The organism is Domibacillus antri, assembly GCF_001936625.1.
GTDB lineage: Bacteria > Bacillota > Bacilli > Bacillales > Domibacillaceae > Domibacillus > Domibacillus antri.
The window spans coordinates 53,323-68,445 of record NZ_MSDU01000005.1 but is presented as its reverse complement, the minus strand read 5'-3'; the positions used below and the strand labels follow the sequence as shown (position 1 = coordinate 68,445).

The following is a 15,123-nucleotide window of genomic DNA, read 5'->3' as shown; positions in this document are numbered from 1 at the left end:
AAGTAGTTTTACTTGCTCATTAGTTTTCTATCGAAATGACGGGCATTTCATATAGAAAGTTTAATGCTAAAACGTTGACGTTTTTATTGATTTTGTTCAGTTTTCAATGTTCAATGTTCAATTTCGGCAGCGCCGTTTAACTAATTTAACACAGCATTGACCTGTTGTCAAAAGTTTTTTTACCGCATCTCTAGCGGACAAGAAATAATATAGCATGAATGCTAAATACGATGCAAGTGTTTTTTTAAAAACTTTATTATTATGTTCTATTCTCACTTAGCAAACTCCTGTACCGAATATATTTGAACTAAATCAATCTCTTTTTTTATGGTTGTCTATGTTTAAATATAATAAAACCAATGTGTTATTCAATCTGAAAAGAGGTGTCATTGTTTGGAATGGACAATAGATATTGAAACATTAGTTAAGCTTGGGTTATCAGCAGGGCTCGGGGCAGTTATCGGACTCGAGCGTGAATTAAGACATAAACCGGCCGGGTTAAAAACAAGCCTTGTCATTTCAATTATCAGCTGCCTTTTGACAATTGTCTCCGTTGAATCTGTTTATCATTATTCCGGCAGTAACGATGTAAATGTCACCATGGATCCACTCCGTTTGGCTGCACAGATTGTTTCCGGTATCGGGTTTCTTGGTGCAGGTGTTATCTTACATCGGGCAAATGACAGCATTTCCGGCTTGACGACTGCAGCTATCATCTGGGGAGCAGCCGGTATTGGTATTGTAGTAGGCGCTGGCTTTTATTCTGCTGCGATAGCCGGTGTTGTTTTACTGATCCTTGCCGTTGAAATTTTACCATGGTCAATCCGCTTTGCCGGACCGGGAAGACTGAAAGAGAAAACTCTGTATGTAAAGTTTAATGTAGTAAGCCGTCATAACGTGCAGGAAACGATCAAAGCGATTGAACGGGAAGACATTTCGGTCAAGCGCATTCGCATTCAACATGATGATACAAATCATACCCATTTAATTACCTTAACCGTCGGCGTTTATTTTAAGCGCCGCACAACAGAGGTCTATTATACGATCTCTGAAATCCCTAATGTACACCATGTAGACATTGAAGGGACATGAAAAAACCTCCTTCCCATTTCGGTGAAGGAGGTTTTTTACATCCGGCGTACAGGTGAAAGTACCCAATACACTCTATAGTATGGAGCATAGCGGGATCGAACCGCTGACCTCTTGCATGCCATGCAAGCGCTCTCCCAGCTGAGCTAATGCCCCGTCTCATGCCTAGATTATATTATAACGATTTTTCTAAAACAGGCAAGTCTTTTTTCAAAAAAACTCCGGGGGATTATTCCCCGCGGAGTCTCTTTTCAAGCTCGGCTTTCTTTTCTTCGAAGCCCGGTTTGCCAAGAAGGGCGAACATGTTTACTTTATATGCTTCTACGCCCGGCTGGTCAAATGGATTGACACCAAGAAGGTAGCCGCTAATGGAACATGCTTTTTCGAAGAAATATACCACATATCCAAACGTATACGCATCCATCGCCGGAATCGATACCGTCAAGTTTGGTACACCGCCGTCTGTATGTGCAAGAAGCGTTCCTTCAAATGCTTTGTTGTTTACAAAATCAACCGTTTGACCCGCTAAATAGTTTAAACCATCAAGATCATTTTCTGCCGCTTCTACATTTAATGATTTGCGCGGGTTTTCAACTCGGATGACTGTTTCAAATAAATCACGGCGCCCCTCCTGCACGTACTGACCAAGTGAATGAAGGTCTGTTGAGAAGTTTGCGGATGATGGGAAAATACCTTTGCCGTCTTTTCCTTCACTTTCTCCAAACAGCTGCTTCCACCATTCAGAGAAATATTGAAGGCCTGGTTCATAATTAATGAGCATTTCAATGGTTTTCCCTTTGTTGTAAAGAACATTGCGGACAGCTGCGTATTGATAGGCCTGATTTTCTTCAAGTTCAGATGAGCTGTACGCTGCGCGAGCATCACGCGCCCCCTGCATCATTGCCTCAATATCCGCTCCGGCTGCCGCAATTGGAAGTAAACCAACGGCTGTCAACACCGAATAACGGCCGCCGACATCATCCGGAATAACGAATGTTTCATACCCTTCTTCATCCGCTACCGTTTTGAGTGCACCGCGCGCTTTGTCTGTCGTTGCATAAATGCGGCTTTTCGCTTCTTCTTTTCCGTATTGCTTTTCAAGAAGGTCACGGAAGAGGCGGAAGGCTAGTGCCGGTTCGGTTGTGGTTCCTGACTTTGAAATGACGTTAATGGACCAGTTTTTTCCGTCCAGCAATTCGATCAAATCACTCATGTATGTAGAGCTGATGTTGTTACCGGCGAAGAATACTTGCGGCCCATTGCGTTTTTCCGAAGAAAGAACGTTATAAAAGCTATGATTCAGCATATCGATAGCCGCACGTGCGCCAAGATATGAACCGCCGATGCCGATCACGATTAACACGTCGGAATCATTGCGGATTTTTTCAGCCGCTTTTTGAATGCGGGCGAATTCTTCTTTATCGTAATCTTCCGGTAAATCAATCCACCCAAGATAGTCATTACCCTGACCTGTTTTTTCATGAAGGGAATGGTGCGCTACTTTCACTGCATCACGCAAATACTCGATTTCGTGCTCGCCGAAAAATGAAAGGGCATTAGAATAATCAAATTGAATATGCGTCATCCGCAAAAAACCTCCGTCTAACTGTATTTTTTCCACTATACTCTATACGACTGACCGTGGTTTCGCAAGGAAAAACAACGGGAAAGACCGGGCTTATTTCCGCCCAGTTATAGAGATGCACGCAAAATGGCTGTAACATCATCACGGTCCAGTTTTGTAAAGTTCCCAAACGGACCGTTAAACAATGTTTTCCCTGCCATTTCGTCTATGCGGCTGTCGTCAATCTGATAATCAGCCAGTCGGGATGGTGCCTCGATCGATGTCCAGAAACGACGCAATGCTTCAATGCCTTCAAGCCCTGCTTCTTTGTCTGTTTTTCCTTCAGGATCGACGTCAAATACACGTACTGCCAGCTGTTTAAAACGCTCCGGCTTCACGTCAATATTATGTTTCATCCAGTTCGGAAATAGAATCGCAAGACCGCCGCCATGAGGAATATCGTATACAGCGGATACAGCATGTTCAATATTATGCGTTGCCCAGTCGCCCCGGTAACCCATTTGCAGCATGCCATTTAAACCGATTGTGCCGGCAAACATAACCGTTTCCCGCAGCTGTTCATTTTGCAAATCGCTCATAAGCTTGGGCGCTGTTTCAATGACTGTTTTCAATGTACCTTCAATCATCCGGTCCTGAACGTCTGTCTGATCCGCATTATGAAAATACTGTTCCAGCATGTGCGTCATCATATCCACAATTCCGTATGTCGTCTGGTCGCGGGGTACCGTCGTTGTCCAATACGGATCGCAAATCGAAAATTTCGGGAAAACATGCGGGCTTCCCCATCCGAGTTTTTCATTCGTTTCCCAGTTTGTGATAACCGATCCAGAGTTCATTTCGGATGCTGTTGCCGCCAATGTAAGGATGGTGCCCAATGGAAGCGCACCTTTAACAGGGGCCTTTTTCGTAATAAACGTCCATGGGTCGCCGTCAAACTTCGCTGCTGCCGCGACTGCTTTGGCACAGTCAATGACACTTCCGCCGCCGACGGCCAAAATAAAGCTGATATTATGGGCGCGGCATAGTTCTGCCCCGCGTTTTACGGTTGATAAGCGGGGATTCGGTTCCACGCCCGATAACTCTGTAATATTAAATCCGTCAAGCTGTTTTAATACGATATCATATAAGCCGCTTTTTTTTATGCTGCCGCCGCCGTAAACAAGCAGTACGTTTTCACCGTACGGAGCGATGTTGTCTCTCAATTGATTCACTGTATCTTTTCCAAAAATCCACTTCACCGGATTCCAGTATACAAATTCATTCACTGCTTTCACTCCTTTTCAAATTTATTATGCGAAATAGGCAGGGGCTTTATCAAATAATTGAACTTGAACAAATAAAAAAAACCGGCTATTCGTCCGCCGGTTTATACCCATCCTCTAAATTTTGAAGCCTCTGCCGCACGGCGCACGCCAACCATGTAGGCGGCAAGACGCATGTTGACGCCGCGCGTCTGCGATATTTCATAAATGTTATCGAATGCTTTAATTAAGTTTTCATGCAGCTTTTCATTAACTTCTTCTTCCGTCCAGTAATAGCCTTGGTTGTTTTGCACCCACTCAAAGTAAGAAACCGTAACACCGCCTGAGCTTGCAAGAACATCCGGTACAATCAACACACCGCGTTCCGTTAAAATTCTCGTCGCTTCAAGCGTTGTCGGACCATTCGCTGCTTCAACAATGATCGACGCTTGAATGTTGCGGGCATTTTCTTCCGTAATTTGATTAGAAATCGCAGCAGGCACTAAAATATCACAATCTATTTCAAGCAGCTGCTGATTCGTAATCGTATTGTCAAATAACGTGGTAATCGTACCAAAGCTGTCGCGCCGGTCTAGTAAATAATCAATATCAAGACCGTCCGGATCATGAAGACCTCCATAAGCATCCGAAATGCCAACCACTTTCGCGCCGGCATCGTGCATAAATTTCGCCAGGTAGCTGCCGGCATTGCCGAAGCCCTGCACCACGACACGGGCACCTTTAATGTCAATTCCGCGTTTTTTGGCTGCTTCATGAATGCAAATTGTCACACCCTGGGCAGTCGCTTTTTCACGGCCGTGTGAACCGCCAAGCGCGATCGGTTTCCCGGTAATGAAGCCGGGCGAGTCAAATTCACGAATGCGGCTGTATTCATCCATCATCCACGCCATTATCTGTGAATTCGTATAGACATCCGGCGCCGGAATGTCTTTTGTCGGTCCCACAATCTGGCTGATGGCACGGACGTAACCACGGCTGATATTCTCAATTTCACGCATGGACAATTGACGCGGATCGCAAACGACACCGCCTTTGCCGCCGCCGTAAGGTAAGTCAACGATACCCGCTTTTAACGTCATCCACATTGATAACGCTTTCACTTCTTCTTCGTTCACTTCCGGATGGAAACGGACTCCCCCTTTTGTCGGTCCTGGAGCATCATTATGCTGTGCGCGGTAGCCGGTGAAAATTTTGACCGATCCATCATCCATTTTAACGGGAATCCGCACTGTCAGCATACGGAGCGGCTCTTTTAACAGCTCGTACATTTCTTCTGTATACCCGAGTTTTGTAAGTGCTTCTTTAATGACATTCTGGGTCGATGTGAATAAGTTTAAATTTTCAGCCATTTACATTCGCCTCTTTTATCATCATTTTGTTATCTCTTGATTAATTCTTGCTTCCGCTTTCATTGTACGCCGGCGAACGACCCATCCGCAAGCCATATATTCACCCTTTTTTCCGCTCTTCTCTGACTGACTGCTCAATCCATTCCTGAAGCTTGTCTTTCAATGGATGAAACCCGTCTCCATCGTCATCGATTTGAATGCCCCGCCGCTGATGACGGCCGCCTTCTTCCGTTGCCCGGATGGACAGGCTGATTTTGCTTTCATCCTCGTTGACCGACAGCACTTTTACCGTTACGTCTTCTCCGACTGTTAAATAATCGTTAATATCCCGCACAAAGCCATGCGTAATTTCCGATATGTGAACAAGTCCCTGGCGGCCATGTTCGAGCGCAATAAACGCCCCGTATGGCTGTATGCCGGTGATTTTCCCGGTGACAATCTGCCCCGGTTCAAATTTTTGTTCCATCAAATCTCTCCAGTTTTTAGTTGTTTTCTTGTTTTATGCGTCGCGATATTATACCACACTTTTATATTACATGAAATAAATCACCGGTTTTTCGGACAAATATGAGTGGCAGGCTGCCGGGCCTCTTGAATGCGCTTGTTATATACGGTGCAAGCAATTCGTTTTTTTTGATAAAACAAAAAGAGAAGAGCCTTTTGGTGCTCTTCCCTTTTTTTAATTTGTTTGCTTTTTTTCAATAAATCGGCCGATTCGTTTGACCGCTTCCTGTAATTGGGCCATCGACGATGCGTATGAACAGCGGATATAACCTTCGCCGCCTTTACCGAAAACAGATCCGGGTACGACTGCTACTTTTTCTTCGAGAAGCAGCTGTTCGGCAAATTGCTCAGATGTAAGACCGGTTGACTGAATAGACGGGAATACGTAAAACGCACCGCCCGGCAAATGACAGTCAAGACCAAGCTCGTTAAACGATTGAACAACATAATTGCGTCGCTGTCTATAGTCTTTCTTCATGCTTTCCACGTCTGTCATGCCGTGCTGCAATGCTTCAATCGCTCCATACTGTGCTGGTGTTGACGCGCACATCATCGCGTATTGATGAATTTTCAGCATGGCACCGGAAATTTCCACGGGAGCACATGTGAAGCCAAGACGCCAGCCGGTCATGGCAAACCCTTTCGAAAAGCCATTAATCAAAATCGTCCGCTCACGCATTCCATCAAGTGATGCGATCGATGTATGATCCTGATCGTATGCAAGCTCCGCATAAATTTCATCGGCAATCACGAGCAAATCGTGTTTTTTCACAATGTCAGCAATGAGTTCCAAATCTTCTTTATCGAGCTGCGTTCCGGTCGGATTATTCGGATAACATAGAAGCACGGCTTTTGTTTTTGATGTAATAGCTGCTTCAAGCTGTTCCGGCTGCAATTTAAACCCGGAATCACCTGTTGTCCCGATCGTGACTGCTTTTCCGCCGGCAAGTTCAACAAGCGGGGCGTAGGACACGAAGCACGGCTCCACAACGATAATTTCGTCTCCCAGGTCCGTGATCGCACGCATGGCAATATCAATCGCCTGGCTTGCACCAACTGTGACAATAATTTCATCCTGCGGCGAATAATGAACCTGAAAACGGGTCGCCATGTAATGAGCAATTTCCCGGCGCAGTTCAATTAAGCCGGCATTCGCTGTGTAAGAGGTAAAGCCCCGCTCCAATGAAGAGATCGCGGCTTCACGGACAGACCAGGAGGTGACAAAATCCGGTTCACCAACACCAAGTGACACAACGCCTTCCATCGTTGCCGCTAAATCAAAAAATTTCCGGATGCCTGATGGACGCATATTTTCTACTGATTTCGCAATATAGCTCTTTGTCACAGTCATCACGGCGACACCACGATTCGATTATCTTGCTGTTTCGACGTATAAATCATGCCGTCATGCTTATATTTTTTCAACTGGAAATGCGTTGTTGTCGACACTACGGACTCAAGTGTCGATAACTTTTCAGATACAAAACGGGCAATTTCATTCATCGATTTTCCTTCTACAGTAACCGATAAATCATAAACACCCGACATTAAATAAACCGAGCTGACTTCTTTAAAGCGGTAAATCCTTTCTGCCACTTCATCAAAGCCGACGCCGCGTTTCGGTGTGACTTTCACATCGATCATCGCTGTAACGCCCGTAAAATTGTCCATTTTCGCCCAATCAACGAGCGTCGCATAATGAACAATGACTTTTTCTTCTTCCAGGCGGCGGATCGTTTCCGCCACTTCCGCTTCCGCGAGCCCGATCATTTTCGCAATGTCGGCCGCTTCAAAGCGTGCGTCTTTTTGCAGAATTTCAAGGATTTCCACTTCTTTTTCATTCAGCTTCATGATGATTGATCCTCCTCAAGTATGTCAAAAACTTCATATTCCATTATAACAAAAACGGTCCCTGTTTGTTCATTTCACTAAAATTATCATGAATTTTTGTGATTTTTCACAAAGAGCAAGAGGAGTTATGTTTAATCGTCAGCAGTTGTTCTGCGAGTTCAGTTGGATTTCCACCCGGCATTGGCGCGTCAAAGGAATGTTCATAAATTGATCGGATCGCTGCTGCCAGTTTGTTTTTTTCATCAATACGGTGGACCGCGTAAATGGAGTCAGCAATTTCTGTATCATAGAAGCCCGCTCCGGCATGAAATGGATCAAAGCCATTCAATACGTCTGCAAGTGCAAAGTTTAATTGTGCCGTTTCATTCATTTGTATCACCCTTCATTTTGAATTAACATAAGTAGTAACATTATTGTCGGGGAGAGTGGATTTGATGTCAAGATTTGATGAAGTGGTGGAACGGCGCGGGACAAATGCCGTGAAATGGGATGGATTAAAAACGGTGTTCGGAAAAGAAGATGTATTGCCAATGTGGGTGGCTGACATGGATTTCAAAGCGCCTGATGCCGTGATTCAAGCTGTAAAAAAAGAAGCGGCTCACGGGATTTACGGCTATACACTCGTGCCGGACTCCACGCGCGAGGCGATCATAGACTGGATGTATGACCGCCATGACTGGACAATCAAAAAAGAATGGCTTTTATTTAATCATGGTGTGGTTCCATCAATCGGCGCGGTAATCGAAGCGCTGACAGAACCGGGCGATGCCATCATCGTGCAGCCGCCTGTCTACAATCCATTTTTTGATATGATTGAAAAAAATGACCGGACTCTTGTTCATAGTGAACTGGTTCTTCAACATCATCGCTATGAAATGAATTTTGAAGACATTGAAGCCAAAATTGTTTCAGAAAACGCCAAAATGTTTGTTCTCTGCTCACCTCATAATCCAGGCGGCCGCGTGTGGACGAAAGACGAATTGACACAGCTGGCGGCTATTTGCGAGAAACATGAAGTTTACATTGTTTCAGATGAAATACATAGCGATTTGACAAGGGCGCCGCACAAACACATTCCGATCGGCCTGTTTTCTGCTAATGCGGTCACACTTATCGCGCCAAGCAAAACATTCAATTTGGCCGGGCTGCAGGCATCGGCATTGATCACGCCTGATAAAGAGCTTCGGACCAAGATACAAAAAGTGTTTGCCCGTCAAGGAGCATTTACGTTAAATCAAATGGGGATTGCCGCTATGGAAGCCGCGTACCGCTACGGACATGAATGGCTTGATGAAGCAATAGACTACATTCAAGAAAATGTACGTCTTGTAAAAGAATACATCGAGAAGGAAATTCCTGAATTGACGGTTATGGAACCTGAAGGAAGCTATCTCGTCTGGATTGACTGCCGGAAACTGGGGCTTTCAGATAAAGAGCTGCTGGCGTTATTTTTAGACGAGGGCGGAGTAGCGCTCGGAAACGGGGCAAAATACGGACCCGGCGGTGACGGCTTTATGCGGATCAATGTTGCGTGTCCACGCTCGCTCGTAGCTGATGGACTAAAGCGGATGAAAAAAGCAGTTCAGTCTTTAACATAAAGCAGCCCCGCCATTTAGTTTGGCGGGGTATTTCTTTATTTCACAGGCAGCTTCACATGGAAAGTCGTTCCATGCCCGACTTCACTTTCAACGCGGATTATTCCTCCATGTTCATGAACCGTTGTAAAAACTTGTGTCAGACCGAGGCCCGTCCCGTCACTTTTGCTGGAAAAGAATGGCGTTCCCAGCATGTTCAATTTATCTTTTGGTATGCCTACTCCCGAATCGATCACTTTTATATGGATTTGTTCATTTTCATAATAATGTTGAATGGTAATTTTCCCTTTATCTTCAATCGCCTCTACCGCATTTTTTATAAGATTAAAAAAGGCTTTTAAAAATAAGTTCCTCTTCCCTAGCATCGTTTTCTCCGAGTCTCTTAAATCCATTTCAACGATTACGTTGTAAAGTCTTTCCTGAAATAGAAGCATGAGTGAAGTGAGTTCTTTGCAAAAATTAATAGAGACGAGCGGTTCTTCCTGAAAATCCGGTTTCGATACTTGCAGTAAATTTATCAACGTTTCCAGTGCTTTCTCCAATTCAGCATCCATGACATCTAAATAAGGGTGTGAATAGGACTCTTTCAACAACTGCAAGAAACCTTTTACCGATGTAAGCGGATTCTTTATTTCGTGTGCAATACCGGCGGCAATTTGACCAGTTGACGCTAATTTCTCCCGATCATTTAAACGCCTTTCTGCTTCTTTACGCTCTGTAATATCACGAAAAACCGTTTGAATCGCTTTCTTGCCCCCAAACATGACAGGATGACAGTACAATTCCACTTCCACTTTTGTACCATCAAACCTCGAGATCGTCAGTTCGATGACTTCAGCCGGTCCCGTACCACTCATTCCGTGGCGAATTCTTTCCACAATCATCTGTTTATCCTTTTCTTGAAAAGGATCCAGCACATTTGAACCGACGATCTTTTCCTTCGGGGCTTTAAAAAAGTGGGCCCCTGATTCATTTATGTATAAGATTTTATGATTTCTATGTATAACAATCGTTTCAACAGAGTATTCAATAATCCGCCGATACATATGTTCGTTTTCTTTCGTGCTTTCGTCGGCGGCAACAGTATATTCGTTCATCATTTCCACCTCCTTTTCAAAATTTTAAACGATATGAAACAAATTCTCAAGGATTGAAGCAGGAAGAATTCCCTATAAAAAAGCCCGCTCTTTCTTTTAAGAGCGGACTATGTGTTAGACACCTTTTTTATTCCCCCACACAAATGTATGAAGCTGAGGCAAAACGCGGACCCGTTTAAAATCCGGGTCGGGCATCACTAAATTAATAAGCCATTCATAGCGGCCGGCTAAATGAACAAGCAGTTTTTGATCGTCCACTTCTTCAAGACGGTCGTTTCCGACTTGAAGGTAAAATGGAACATCCGGAAACAGATGATGCACCTTTTTCGCGTACGCTAAATCTTCTTCATTAAATACAACGACTTTCAAGCTGACATTTTGACCGGACACGTTCTGAAGGATATGACGTAATCTTTCAAAATCCGTTATCATGCCGGAACTTGGCGGCTTCGGTGAAATCGTCAGCTCGTCGATGTCTCGAAACCACGGCTGGAATTTGGACCCTTGTGTTTCAAGAGCGGATACAATCCCTTTTTCTTTAAACAAGTCCAGCAGGCCGGCGATCTGCGGCAAAAGGGCTGGATTGCCGCCGGAAATCGTCACATGATCAAACGTATCGCCGCCGGCTTCAAGAAGCTCTGCATAAATTTCTTCCGGCGTCATCTTGCGGATGTCTTCTTTTGCACTGCCGTCCCATGTAAAAGCCGAATCACACCATGAGCAGCGGTAATCACAGCCGGCTGTCCGGACAAACATCGTTTTACGGCCAATGACGGCTCCTTCTCCCTGCACAGTCGGGCCAAATATTTCAAGTACTGGAATCATGAGAAATCCCCTTTTTTCGGCCGGTACACAACATAGCTTGTCGGTGTTTCCCGCAAATATACTTGCAGGCATTTCGGTTTATTTGGTGTTTCATTAAGTTCTTTCTGCACCACTTCCCAGATGGTGCGCGCCACGGCTTCCGTTGTCGGAAACCGCTCTGATATATCTTCCGAAAAGAGCGGATCATCATTTAATACAGTATGGTCAAAGCGCTTATGAATAAGCGACTTAATCAATTGAAAATTCACAAGAAATCCGGAATCGTTTAAATCATCACCGGCGACTGTAATGTTCGCAAAATAAGTGTGGCCATGCAATTTGCGGCATGCGCCTGCTTCATCATGCGGTACGTAATGTGCCGCGGCAAATTGAAAATCTTTATTTAACTCATAGCGGAAATCATGCATGGGGGCCGGGTAAATTTGCTGCATCATCGCACGTCCCCTCCTTTTTCAGCCAAATACTGATCGAGCCCGTTTTGGCGAAGTTTGCAGGCCGGGCATTCACCGCAGCCGGCACCTTTAATACCGTTGTAGCACGTTAATGTATGCTCACGTACATAGTCAAATGCACCAAGATCGTCCGCCAGTGCCCATGTTTCTTTTTTATCGAGCCACATCAGCGGCGTATGAATAACGAATTCGTAATCCATTGATAAATTCAGTGTGACATTGAGGGATTTCACAAATGAATCACGGCAGTCCGGGTAGCCGCTGAAATCCGTTTCACACACACCGGTTACGATATGACGGGCATCATACTGCTTGCCGAGAATCGCCGCAAACGATAAAAACAGTAAATTACGCCCTTCAACAAATGTAGTCGGCGGCTGTCCTTCCCTTTCTTCAATCGCAATATCATTACGCGTTAACGCATTCGGAGCGAGCTGTCCGAGCAGCCCCATATCAAGAATGTGATGCGGGACATTCAGTTCCGCTGCGATATCTTTGGCCGCGTCAATTTCCGCTTCATGACGCTGTCCATAATGAAAGGTCACCGCGACCACTTCTTTAAACGTTTTTTTTGCCCAAAACAGGCAGGTTGTGCTGTCCTGGCCGCCGCTGAATACAACAACGGCTTTTTCATTCTTTATCATGTCTTATTTCCTTCTTTCTATTCGAAAGAAAAGGTGCGCGAAGACAACAGAAAAAAACCGCCACAGGCCGGTTTTTTTCTTAGTTTTTTATAGAGGGAGTTCGCGAACCTCTCCCGCGCGCGGCGGAATGTCTTCTTTCATTTATTGTTTAGTTTTCTCGTTTACCTTGCGGATCTGTTCTTCAAGGTGCTTCGTTTTTTGCTCCTCTTTTTTCGACACCCGCTTTATCAATAAGAAGACAGCAATGGCCATTAACAGAAAAACCAGCATGGAAAACGCAGCCGGAATGTATTCTGACTTGTCTTCCGGAAAATATAAAAAGTTACCAAAACTGAGAATAAAGTTCGTCAGCACGTAAATGCCTCCATTCTAAGCTACCCGTTTATTATAGCAGGAGACTATTATAAATCAAACAGCGGGATTGTGACATTTCCATTAAATGAGGAAAATTGATACAATAAATCTTTAAGGAGGAGATCATATGAACATTGGCGATCACGTAACCGCACACTATAAATCCGGCAAATATACAGGCACCATTACCGGTCTGCGTCCCGGCGGCTATACAGTAAAGATATCATCTGTTCTGCGCCACCCTGCCCAGGGTGATCTGCACAATCCGAACGAAGCAGACGTGCCGTTTTTTCACGAACGAAAAGCACTTGCGTACAACGAACAGGCGAATATTGCCGAATCCGCTGTCCATCCGTTTGACGGGGAAGCTTTGGATTACATCGAATCACTCATTGCAGCAGCCGCAAAGCTCGAAAACCGCCTGCAGTCAAAAGGCGATGCCTTTGCAGCCCGCAGTTTGCAGGCGCTTGAATCCGTGAAAAAAGAATACGCGCTCATGTACAAAATTTCATTCGAATAGCCTTTTTTTGTGAAGAAACGCCCTTTATTTCCATCTTTTTTTCATTTATGATGATACATATGAAACTTTAAACCTCGAAAAAGGCGGTTAGTGAATGAGAACGGTTTTTGGGTACGTACTCATTATTTTGCTGATTCCCGTATCCGTGCTGACGTTTTATTACGCCAATGCTGAAGCGGAGAAAGTACAAAATTTTGATGATTACGTAGAAGAAAGAATCATTATTAAAGAAGTGGACCTGCCGCAGGCAAGCAAGATAACCGATAAGAATGGCAGCACATATGTTGAACTTTACCAGCCGAACCGGATTGTCGTCGATGGCGGGAAAATACCGTCCTTTTTAAAAGAGTTGTTTTTACAATCGGAAGACAAACATTTTTATGACCATTCCGGCATCGATGCAGCCGCCGTTATGCGCGCTTTTTTAGTCAATGCACAGTCAGACGAAATTGAGCAAGGGGCGAGTACGATCACTCAGCAGGTCGCACGGAACATTTATTTAACACAGGACCGGACGCTGGCGCGGAAAATTTCTGAAATCTTGTATTCCTATCAAATTGAGAAAAAACTAGAAAAAGAAGATATTTTAAATTTGTATTTAAATGTGATTTACTTCAACCATCAAGTGTACGGTGTTGAAGCAGCCGCACAGTATTATTTCCAGCAGCCTGTTGACACGCTGTCGAAAGCACAAATGGCGTTTATTGCCGCCATTCCGAATAATCCCTCTCTGTATGATCCGGTCAAACGGTTTGACAATACGAAGAAACGCCAGGAACGCCTTATTGATATCATGGCGCGCGAAGAATTTATAACACCTGAAGAAGCAGAACAAATTAAAAACGAGACCATTACGTTAAAAGTGCGTCCGCGTCTTGATCTTTACCCGGACTATTCGACTTATGTCATGGATGAATTAAAAAATTTAATTGCAGAAACGGAAGGCTATGACCAGCAGCTTATTAACGCGGAAGGCGATGCACGGGATGCCATTCAAGAAAAGTTGAATGCGCGTGTCTCAGCAGTCCTCGCATCCGGTGTTGTCATTAATACCGCTCTTGATCCTGCTATGCAGCAAAAAGCGGTGGACGCTGTTAATAACGTGCTCGCCGGATCATCTGTACAGGGCTCGGCCGCTGTTGTCGGCAATCAGTCACATGATATTGTCGCTCTATCAGGCGGTAGAGAGTTTAATAGAGGCTTTAACCGCGCTTTTCAGGCGTATCGCCAGCCGGGTTCAACCATCAAGCCGCTGCTTGATTACGGCCCTTTTATGGACACATATGGCGCCGGCCCGAATTACTTAGTGTCAGCTGATAAGTTTTGTTATCAAGGAGACTGCCCTTCAAACTACAGCGGAGCAGAATACGGAATGGTTACGCTGAATGAAGCGTTAACGAAATCCCATAATACCGCTGCCGCCCGTCTGTATGTGCGTACAGGGATGGAACGCTCTTTCACGTATTTGGACAAGTTTGATTTTGACCGTGTCATTCAATCTGATCGTGTTAACTTATCCGCTTCACTCGGGGGATTCGAATATGGCGTCACCGCACTTGAAATGGCCGGTGCTTACAGTTCGTTTGTAGACGGCACATTTACAAAGCCGCACGCCATTAAAAATGTAACTGATTTACAAGGCAACGTTCTATACCAATGGAAAGAGCAGCCTATCCGTGTCTGGTCCACAGCCACAACGATGAACATGCGCGGAATGCTGACGAGTGTTGTGAAAAATGGCACCGGCAAAAAAGCCAATTTCTCTGCACCTTATATCGGCGGTAAAACGGGTACAACCAATAACTATCGTGATCTATGGTTTGTTGGATTGACTGAAGGGTACACTGCAGCTGTCTGGACCGGCAAAGACCAATACGAAAGCAAATACGATAATATCCGCTACATGGAATCCTATGCACCGCACCAGCTTATTTGGCGGCGTATTATGAGGTAACAATAAAAAAAGAATCGGAGCCTGTGAACGGCGGCTCCGATT

16 protein-coding genes, 1 tRNA gene and 1 riboswitch are annotated in these 15,123 nt (G+C 44.8%); of the genes, 4 read left to right on the top strand and 13 right to left on the bottom strand.

Annotated elements, in window-relative coordinates; translation table 11 throughout:
- Positions 1 to 393 precede the first annotated feature (393 nt).
- Positions 394 to 1,092, top strand: coding sequence for an MgtC/SapB family protein (locus BTO30_RS03210; RefSeq protein WP_211272813.1), 699 nt, complete (start codon positions 394 to 396; stop codon positions 1,090 to 1,092).
- 80 nt (positions 1,093 to 1,172) lie between these two features.
- Here BTO30_RS03210 and BTO30_RS03205 read toward each other — a convergent pair.
- From BTO30_RS03205 to BTO30_RS03170, 8 genes are all read right to left on the bottom strand, one after another.
- Positions 1,173 to 1,245 (bottom strand) — tRNA-Ala (locus BTO30_RS03205).
- 73 nt (positions 1,246 to 1,318) lie between these two features.
- Positions 1,319 to 2,674 carry a glucose-6-phosphate isomerase gene (locus tag BTO30_RS03200; RefSeq protein ID WP_075397277.1) on the bottom strand — a complete coding sequence of 452 codons (1,356 nt, stop codon included), beginning with the start codon at positions 2,672 to 2,674 and terminating at the stop codon, positions 1,319 to 1,321.
- 107 nt (positions 2,675 to 2,781) lie between these two features.
- Positions 2,782 to 3,939 (bottom strand): iron-containing alcohol dehydrogenase, encoded by a 1,158-nt coding sequence (locus tag BTO30_RS03195; RefSeq protein WP_075397276.1) that lies wholly within the window; start codon positions 3,937 to 3,939, stop codon positions 2,782 to 2,784.
- Positions 3,940 to 4,040: 101 nt separating this feature from the next.
- On the bottom strand, positions 4,041 to 5,285 hold the full coding sequence (locus BTO30_RS03190) for a Glu/Leu/Phe/Val family dehydrogenase (protein ID WP_075397275.1): 1,245 nt from the start codon (positions 5,283 to 5,285) through the stop codon (positions 4,041 to 4,043).
- A gap of 100 nt (positions 5,286 to 5,385) precedes the next feature.
- Positions 5,386 to 5,751: a S1 domain-containing post-transcriptional regulator GSP13 gene (yugI, locus tag BTO30_RS03185; protein ID WP_075397274.1), complete on the bottom strand. Its 366-nt coding sequence runs from the start codon at positions 5,749 to 5,751 to the stop codon at positions 5,386 to 5,388.
- A 213-nt stretch (positions 5,752 to 5,964) separates the two neighbouring features.
- On the bottom strand, positions 5,965 to 7,140 hold the full coding sequence (locus tag BTO30_RS03180; RefSeq protein ID WP_075397273.1) for an aminotransferase: 1,176 nt from the start codon (positions 7,138 to 7,140) through the stop codon (positions 5,965 to 5,967).
- Complete coding sequence (locus BTO30_RS03175) at positions 7,140 to 7,640, bottom strand: Lrp/AsnC family transcriptional regulator (RefSeq protein ID WP_075397272.1); 501 nt, start codon at positions 7,638 to 7,640, stop codon at positions 7,140 to 7,142. Before BTO30_RS03175 ends, BTO30_RS03180 begins: the two co-directional genes overlap by 1 nt.
- 106 nt (positions 7,641 to 7,746) lie before the next feature.
- Positions 7,747 to 8,010: a DUF1871 family protein gene (locus tag BTO30_RS03170; protein WP_075397271.1), complete on the bottom strand. Its 264-nt coding sequence runs from the start codon at positions 8,008 to 8,010 to the stop codon at positions 7,747 to 7,749.
- 64 nt (positions 8,011 to 8,074) lie between these two features.
- On the opposite strand from BTO30_RS03170, the gene BTO30_RS03165 reads away from it, so the two are divergent.
- On the top strand, positions 8,075 to 9,238 hold the full coding sequence (locus BTO30_RS03165) for a MalY/PatB family protein (protein ID WP_075397270.1): 1,164 nt from the start codon (positions 8,075 to 8,077) through the stop codon (positions 9,236 to 9,238).
- A gap of 35 nt (positions 9,239 to 9,273) precedes the next feature.
- Here the strand turns inward: BTO30_RS03165 and BTO30_RS03160 are convergent, their stop codons facing one another.
- The 5 genes from BTO30_RS03160 to BTO30_RS03140 all read right to left on the bottom strand — a co-directional run bounded on the left by BTO30_RS03160 (position 9,274) and on the right by BTO30_RS03140 (position 12,607).
- Positions 9,274 to 10,332: an ATP-binding protein gene (locus tag BTO30_RS03160; RefSeq protein ID WP_075397269.1), complete on the bottom strand. Its 1,059-nt coding sequence runs from the start codon at positions 10,330 to 10,332 to the stop codon at positions 9,274 to 9,276.
- Positions 10,333 to 10,446: 114 nt separating this feature from the next.
- Positions 10,447 to 11,157: a 7-carboxy-7-deazaguanine synthase QueE gene (gene queE, locus BTO30_RS03155; RefSeq protein WP_075397268.1), complete on the bottom strand. Its 711-nt coding sequence runs from the start codon at positions 11,155 to 11,157 to the stop codon at positions 10,447 to 10,449.
- Positions 11,154 to 11,591: a 6-carboxytetrahydropterin synthase gene (locus BTO30_RS03150; protein ID WP_075397267.1), complete on the bottom strand. Its 438-nt coding sequence runs from the start codon at positions 11,589 to 11,591 to the stop codon at positions 11,154 to 11,156. The genes queE and BTO30_RS03150 overlap by 4 nt, the downstream gene beginning before the upstream one ends.
- Positions 11,588 to 12,253, bottom strand: coding sequence for a 7-cyano-7-deazaguanine synthase QueC (queC, locus tag BTO30_RS03145; RefSeq protein WP_075397266.1), 666 nt, complete (start codon positions 12,251 to 12,253; stop codon positions 11,588 to 11,590). The genes BTO30_RS03150 and queC overlap by 4 nt, the downstream gene beginning before the upstream one ends.
- Positions 12,254 to 12,326: 73 nt before the next feature.
- Positions 12,327 to 12,370: riboswitch (PreQ1 riboswitch) on the bottom strand.
- Positions 12,371 to 12,394: 24 nt separating this feature from the next.
- Positions 12,395 to 12,607, bottom strand: a complete 213-nt coding sequence (locus tag BTO30_RS03140) for a hypothetical protein (RefSeq protein WP_083632269.1) — start codon at positions 12,605 to 12,607, stop codon at positions 12,395 to 12,397.
- Between the two features lie 127 nt (positions 12,608 to 12,734).
- On the opposite strand from BTO30_RS03140, the gene kapB reads away from it, so the two are divergent.
- Both kapB and BTO30_RS03130 read left to right on the top strand, forming a co-directional pair.
- Complete coding sequence (gene kapB, locus BTO30_RS03135) at positions 12,735 to 13,127, top strand: kinase-associated lipoprotein KapB (protein ID WP_075397265.1); 393 nt, start codon at positions 12,735 to 12,737, stop codon at positions 13,125 to 13,127.
- Positions 13,128 to 13,221: 94 nt separating this feature from the next.
- Entirely contained in the window at positions 13,222 to 15,081 is a 1,860-nt protein-coding gene (locus BTO30_RS03130) for a transglycosylase domain-containing protein (RefSeq protein ID WP_075397264.1), read from the top strand.
- The last annotated feature ends 42 nt before the right edge of the window (positions 15,082 to 15,123 follow it).

Bases quoted from the DNA above. Each gene is read 5' to 3' on its own strand.
- BTO30_RS03200 (WP_075397277.1), bottom strand. From the start codon at position 2,674: ATGACGCATATTCAATTTGATTATTCTAATGCCCTTTCATTTTTCGGC.
- BTO30_RS03190 (WP_075397275.1), bottom strand. From the start codon at position 5,285: ATGGCTGAAAATTTAAACTTATTCACATCGACCCAGAATGTCATTAAA.
- yugI (WP_075397274.1), bottom strand. From the start codon at position 5,751: ATGGAACAAAAATTTGAACCGGGGCAGATTGTCACCGGGAAAATCACC.
- BTO30_RS03180 (WP_075397273.1), bottom strand. From the start codon at position 7,140: ATGACTGTGACAAAGAGCTATATTGCGAAATCAGTAGAAAATATGCGT.
- BTO30_RS03175 (WP_075397272.1), bottom strand. From the start codon at position 7,640: ATGAAGCTGAATGAAAAAGAAGTGGAAATCCTTGAAATTCTGCAAAAA.
- BTO30_RS03170 (WP_075397271.1), bottom strand. From the start codon at position 8,010: ATGAATGAAACGGCACAATTAAACTTTGCACTTGCAGACGTATTGAAT.
- BTO30_RS03165 (WP_075397270.1), top strand. From the start codon at position 8,075: ATGTCAAGATTTGATGAAGTGGTGGAACGGCGCGGGACAAATGCCGTG.
- BTO30_RS03160 (WP_075397269.1), bottom strand. From the start codon at position 10,332: ATGAACGAATATACTGTTGCCGCCGACGAAAGCACGAAAGAAAACGAA.
- queE (WP_075397268.1), bottom strand. From the start codon at position 11,157: ATGATTCCAGTACTTGAAATATTTGGCCCGACTGTGCAGGGAGAAGGA.
- BTO30_RS03150 (WP_075397267.1), bottom strand. From the start codon at position 11,591: ATGATGCAGCAAATTTACCCGGCCCCCATGCATGATTTCCGCTATGAG.
- queC (WP_075397266.1), bottom strand. From the start codon at position 12,253: ATGATAAAGAATGAAAAAGCCGTTGTTGTATTCAGCGGCGGCCAGGAC.
- kapB (WP_075397265.1), top strand. From the start codon at position 12,735: ATGAACATTGGCGATCACGTAACCGCACACTATAAATCCGGCAAATAT.
- BTO30_RS03130 (WP_075397264.1), top strand. From the start codon at position 13,222: ATGAGAACGGTTTTTGGGTACGTACTCATTATTTTGCTGATTCCCGTA.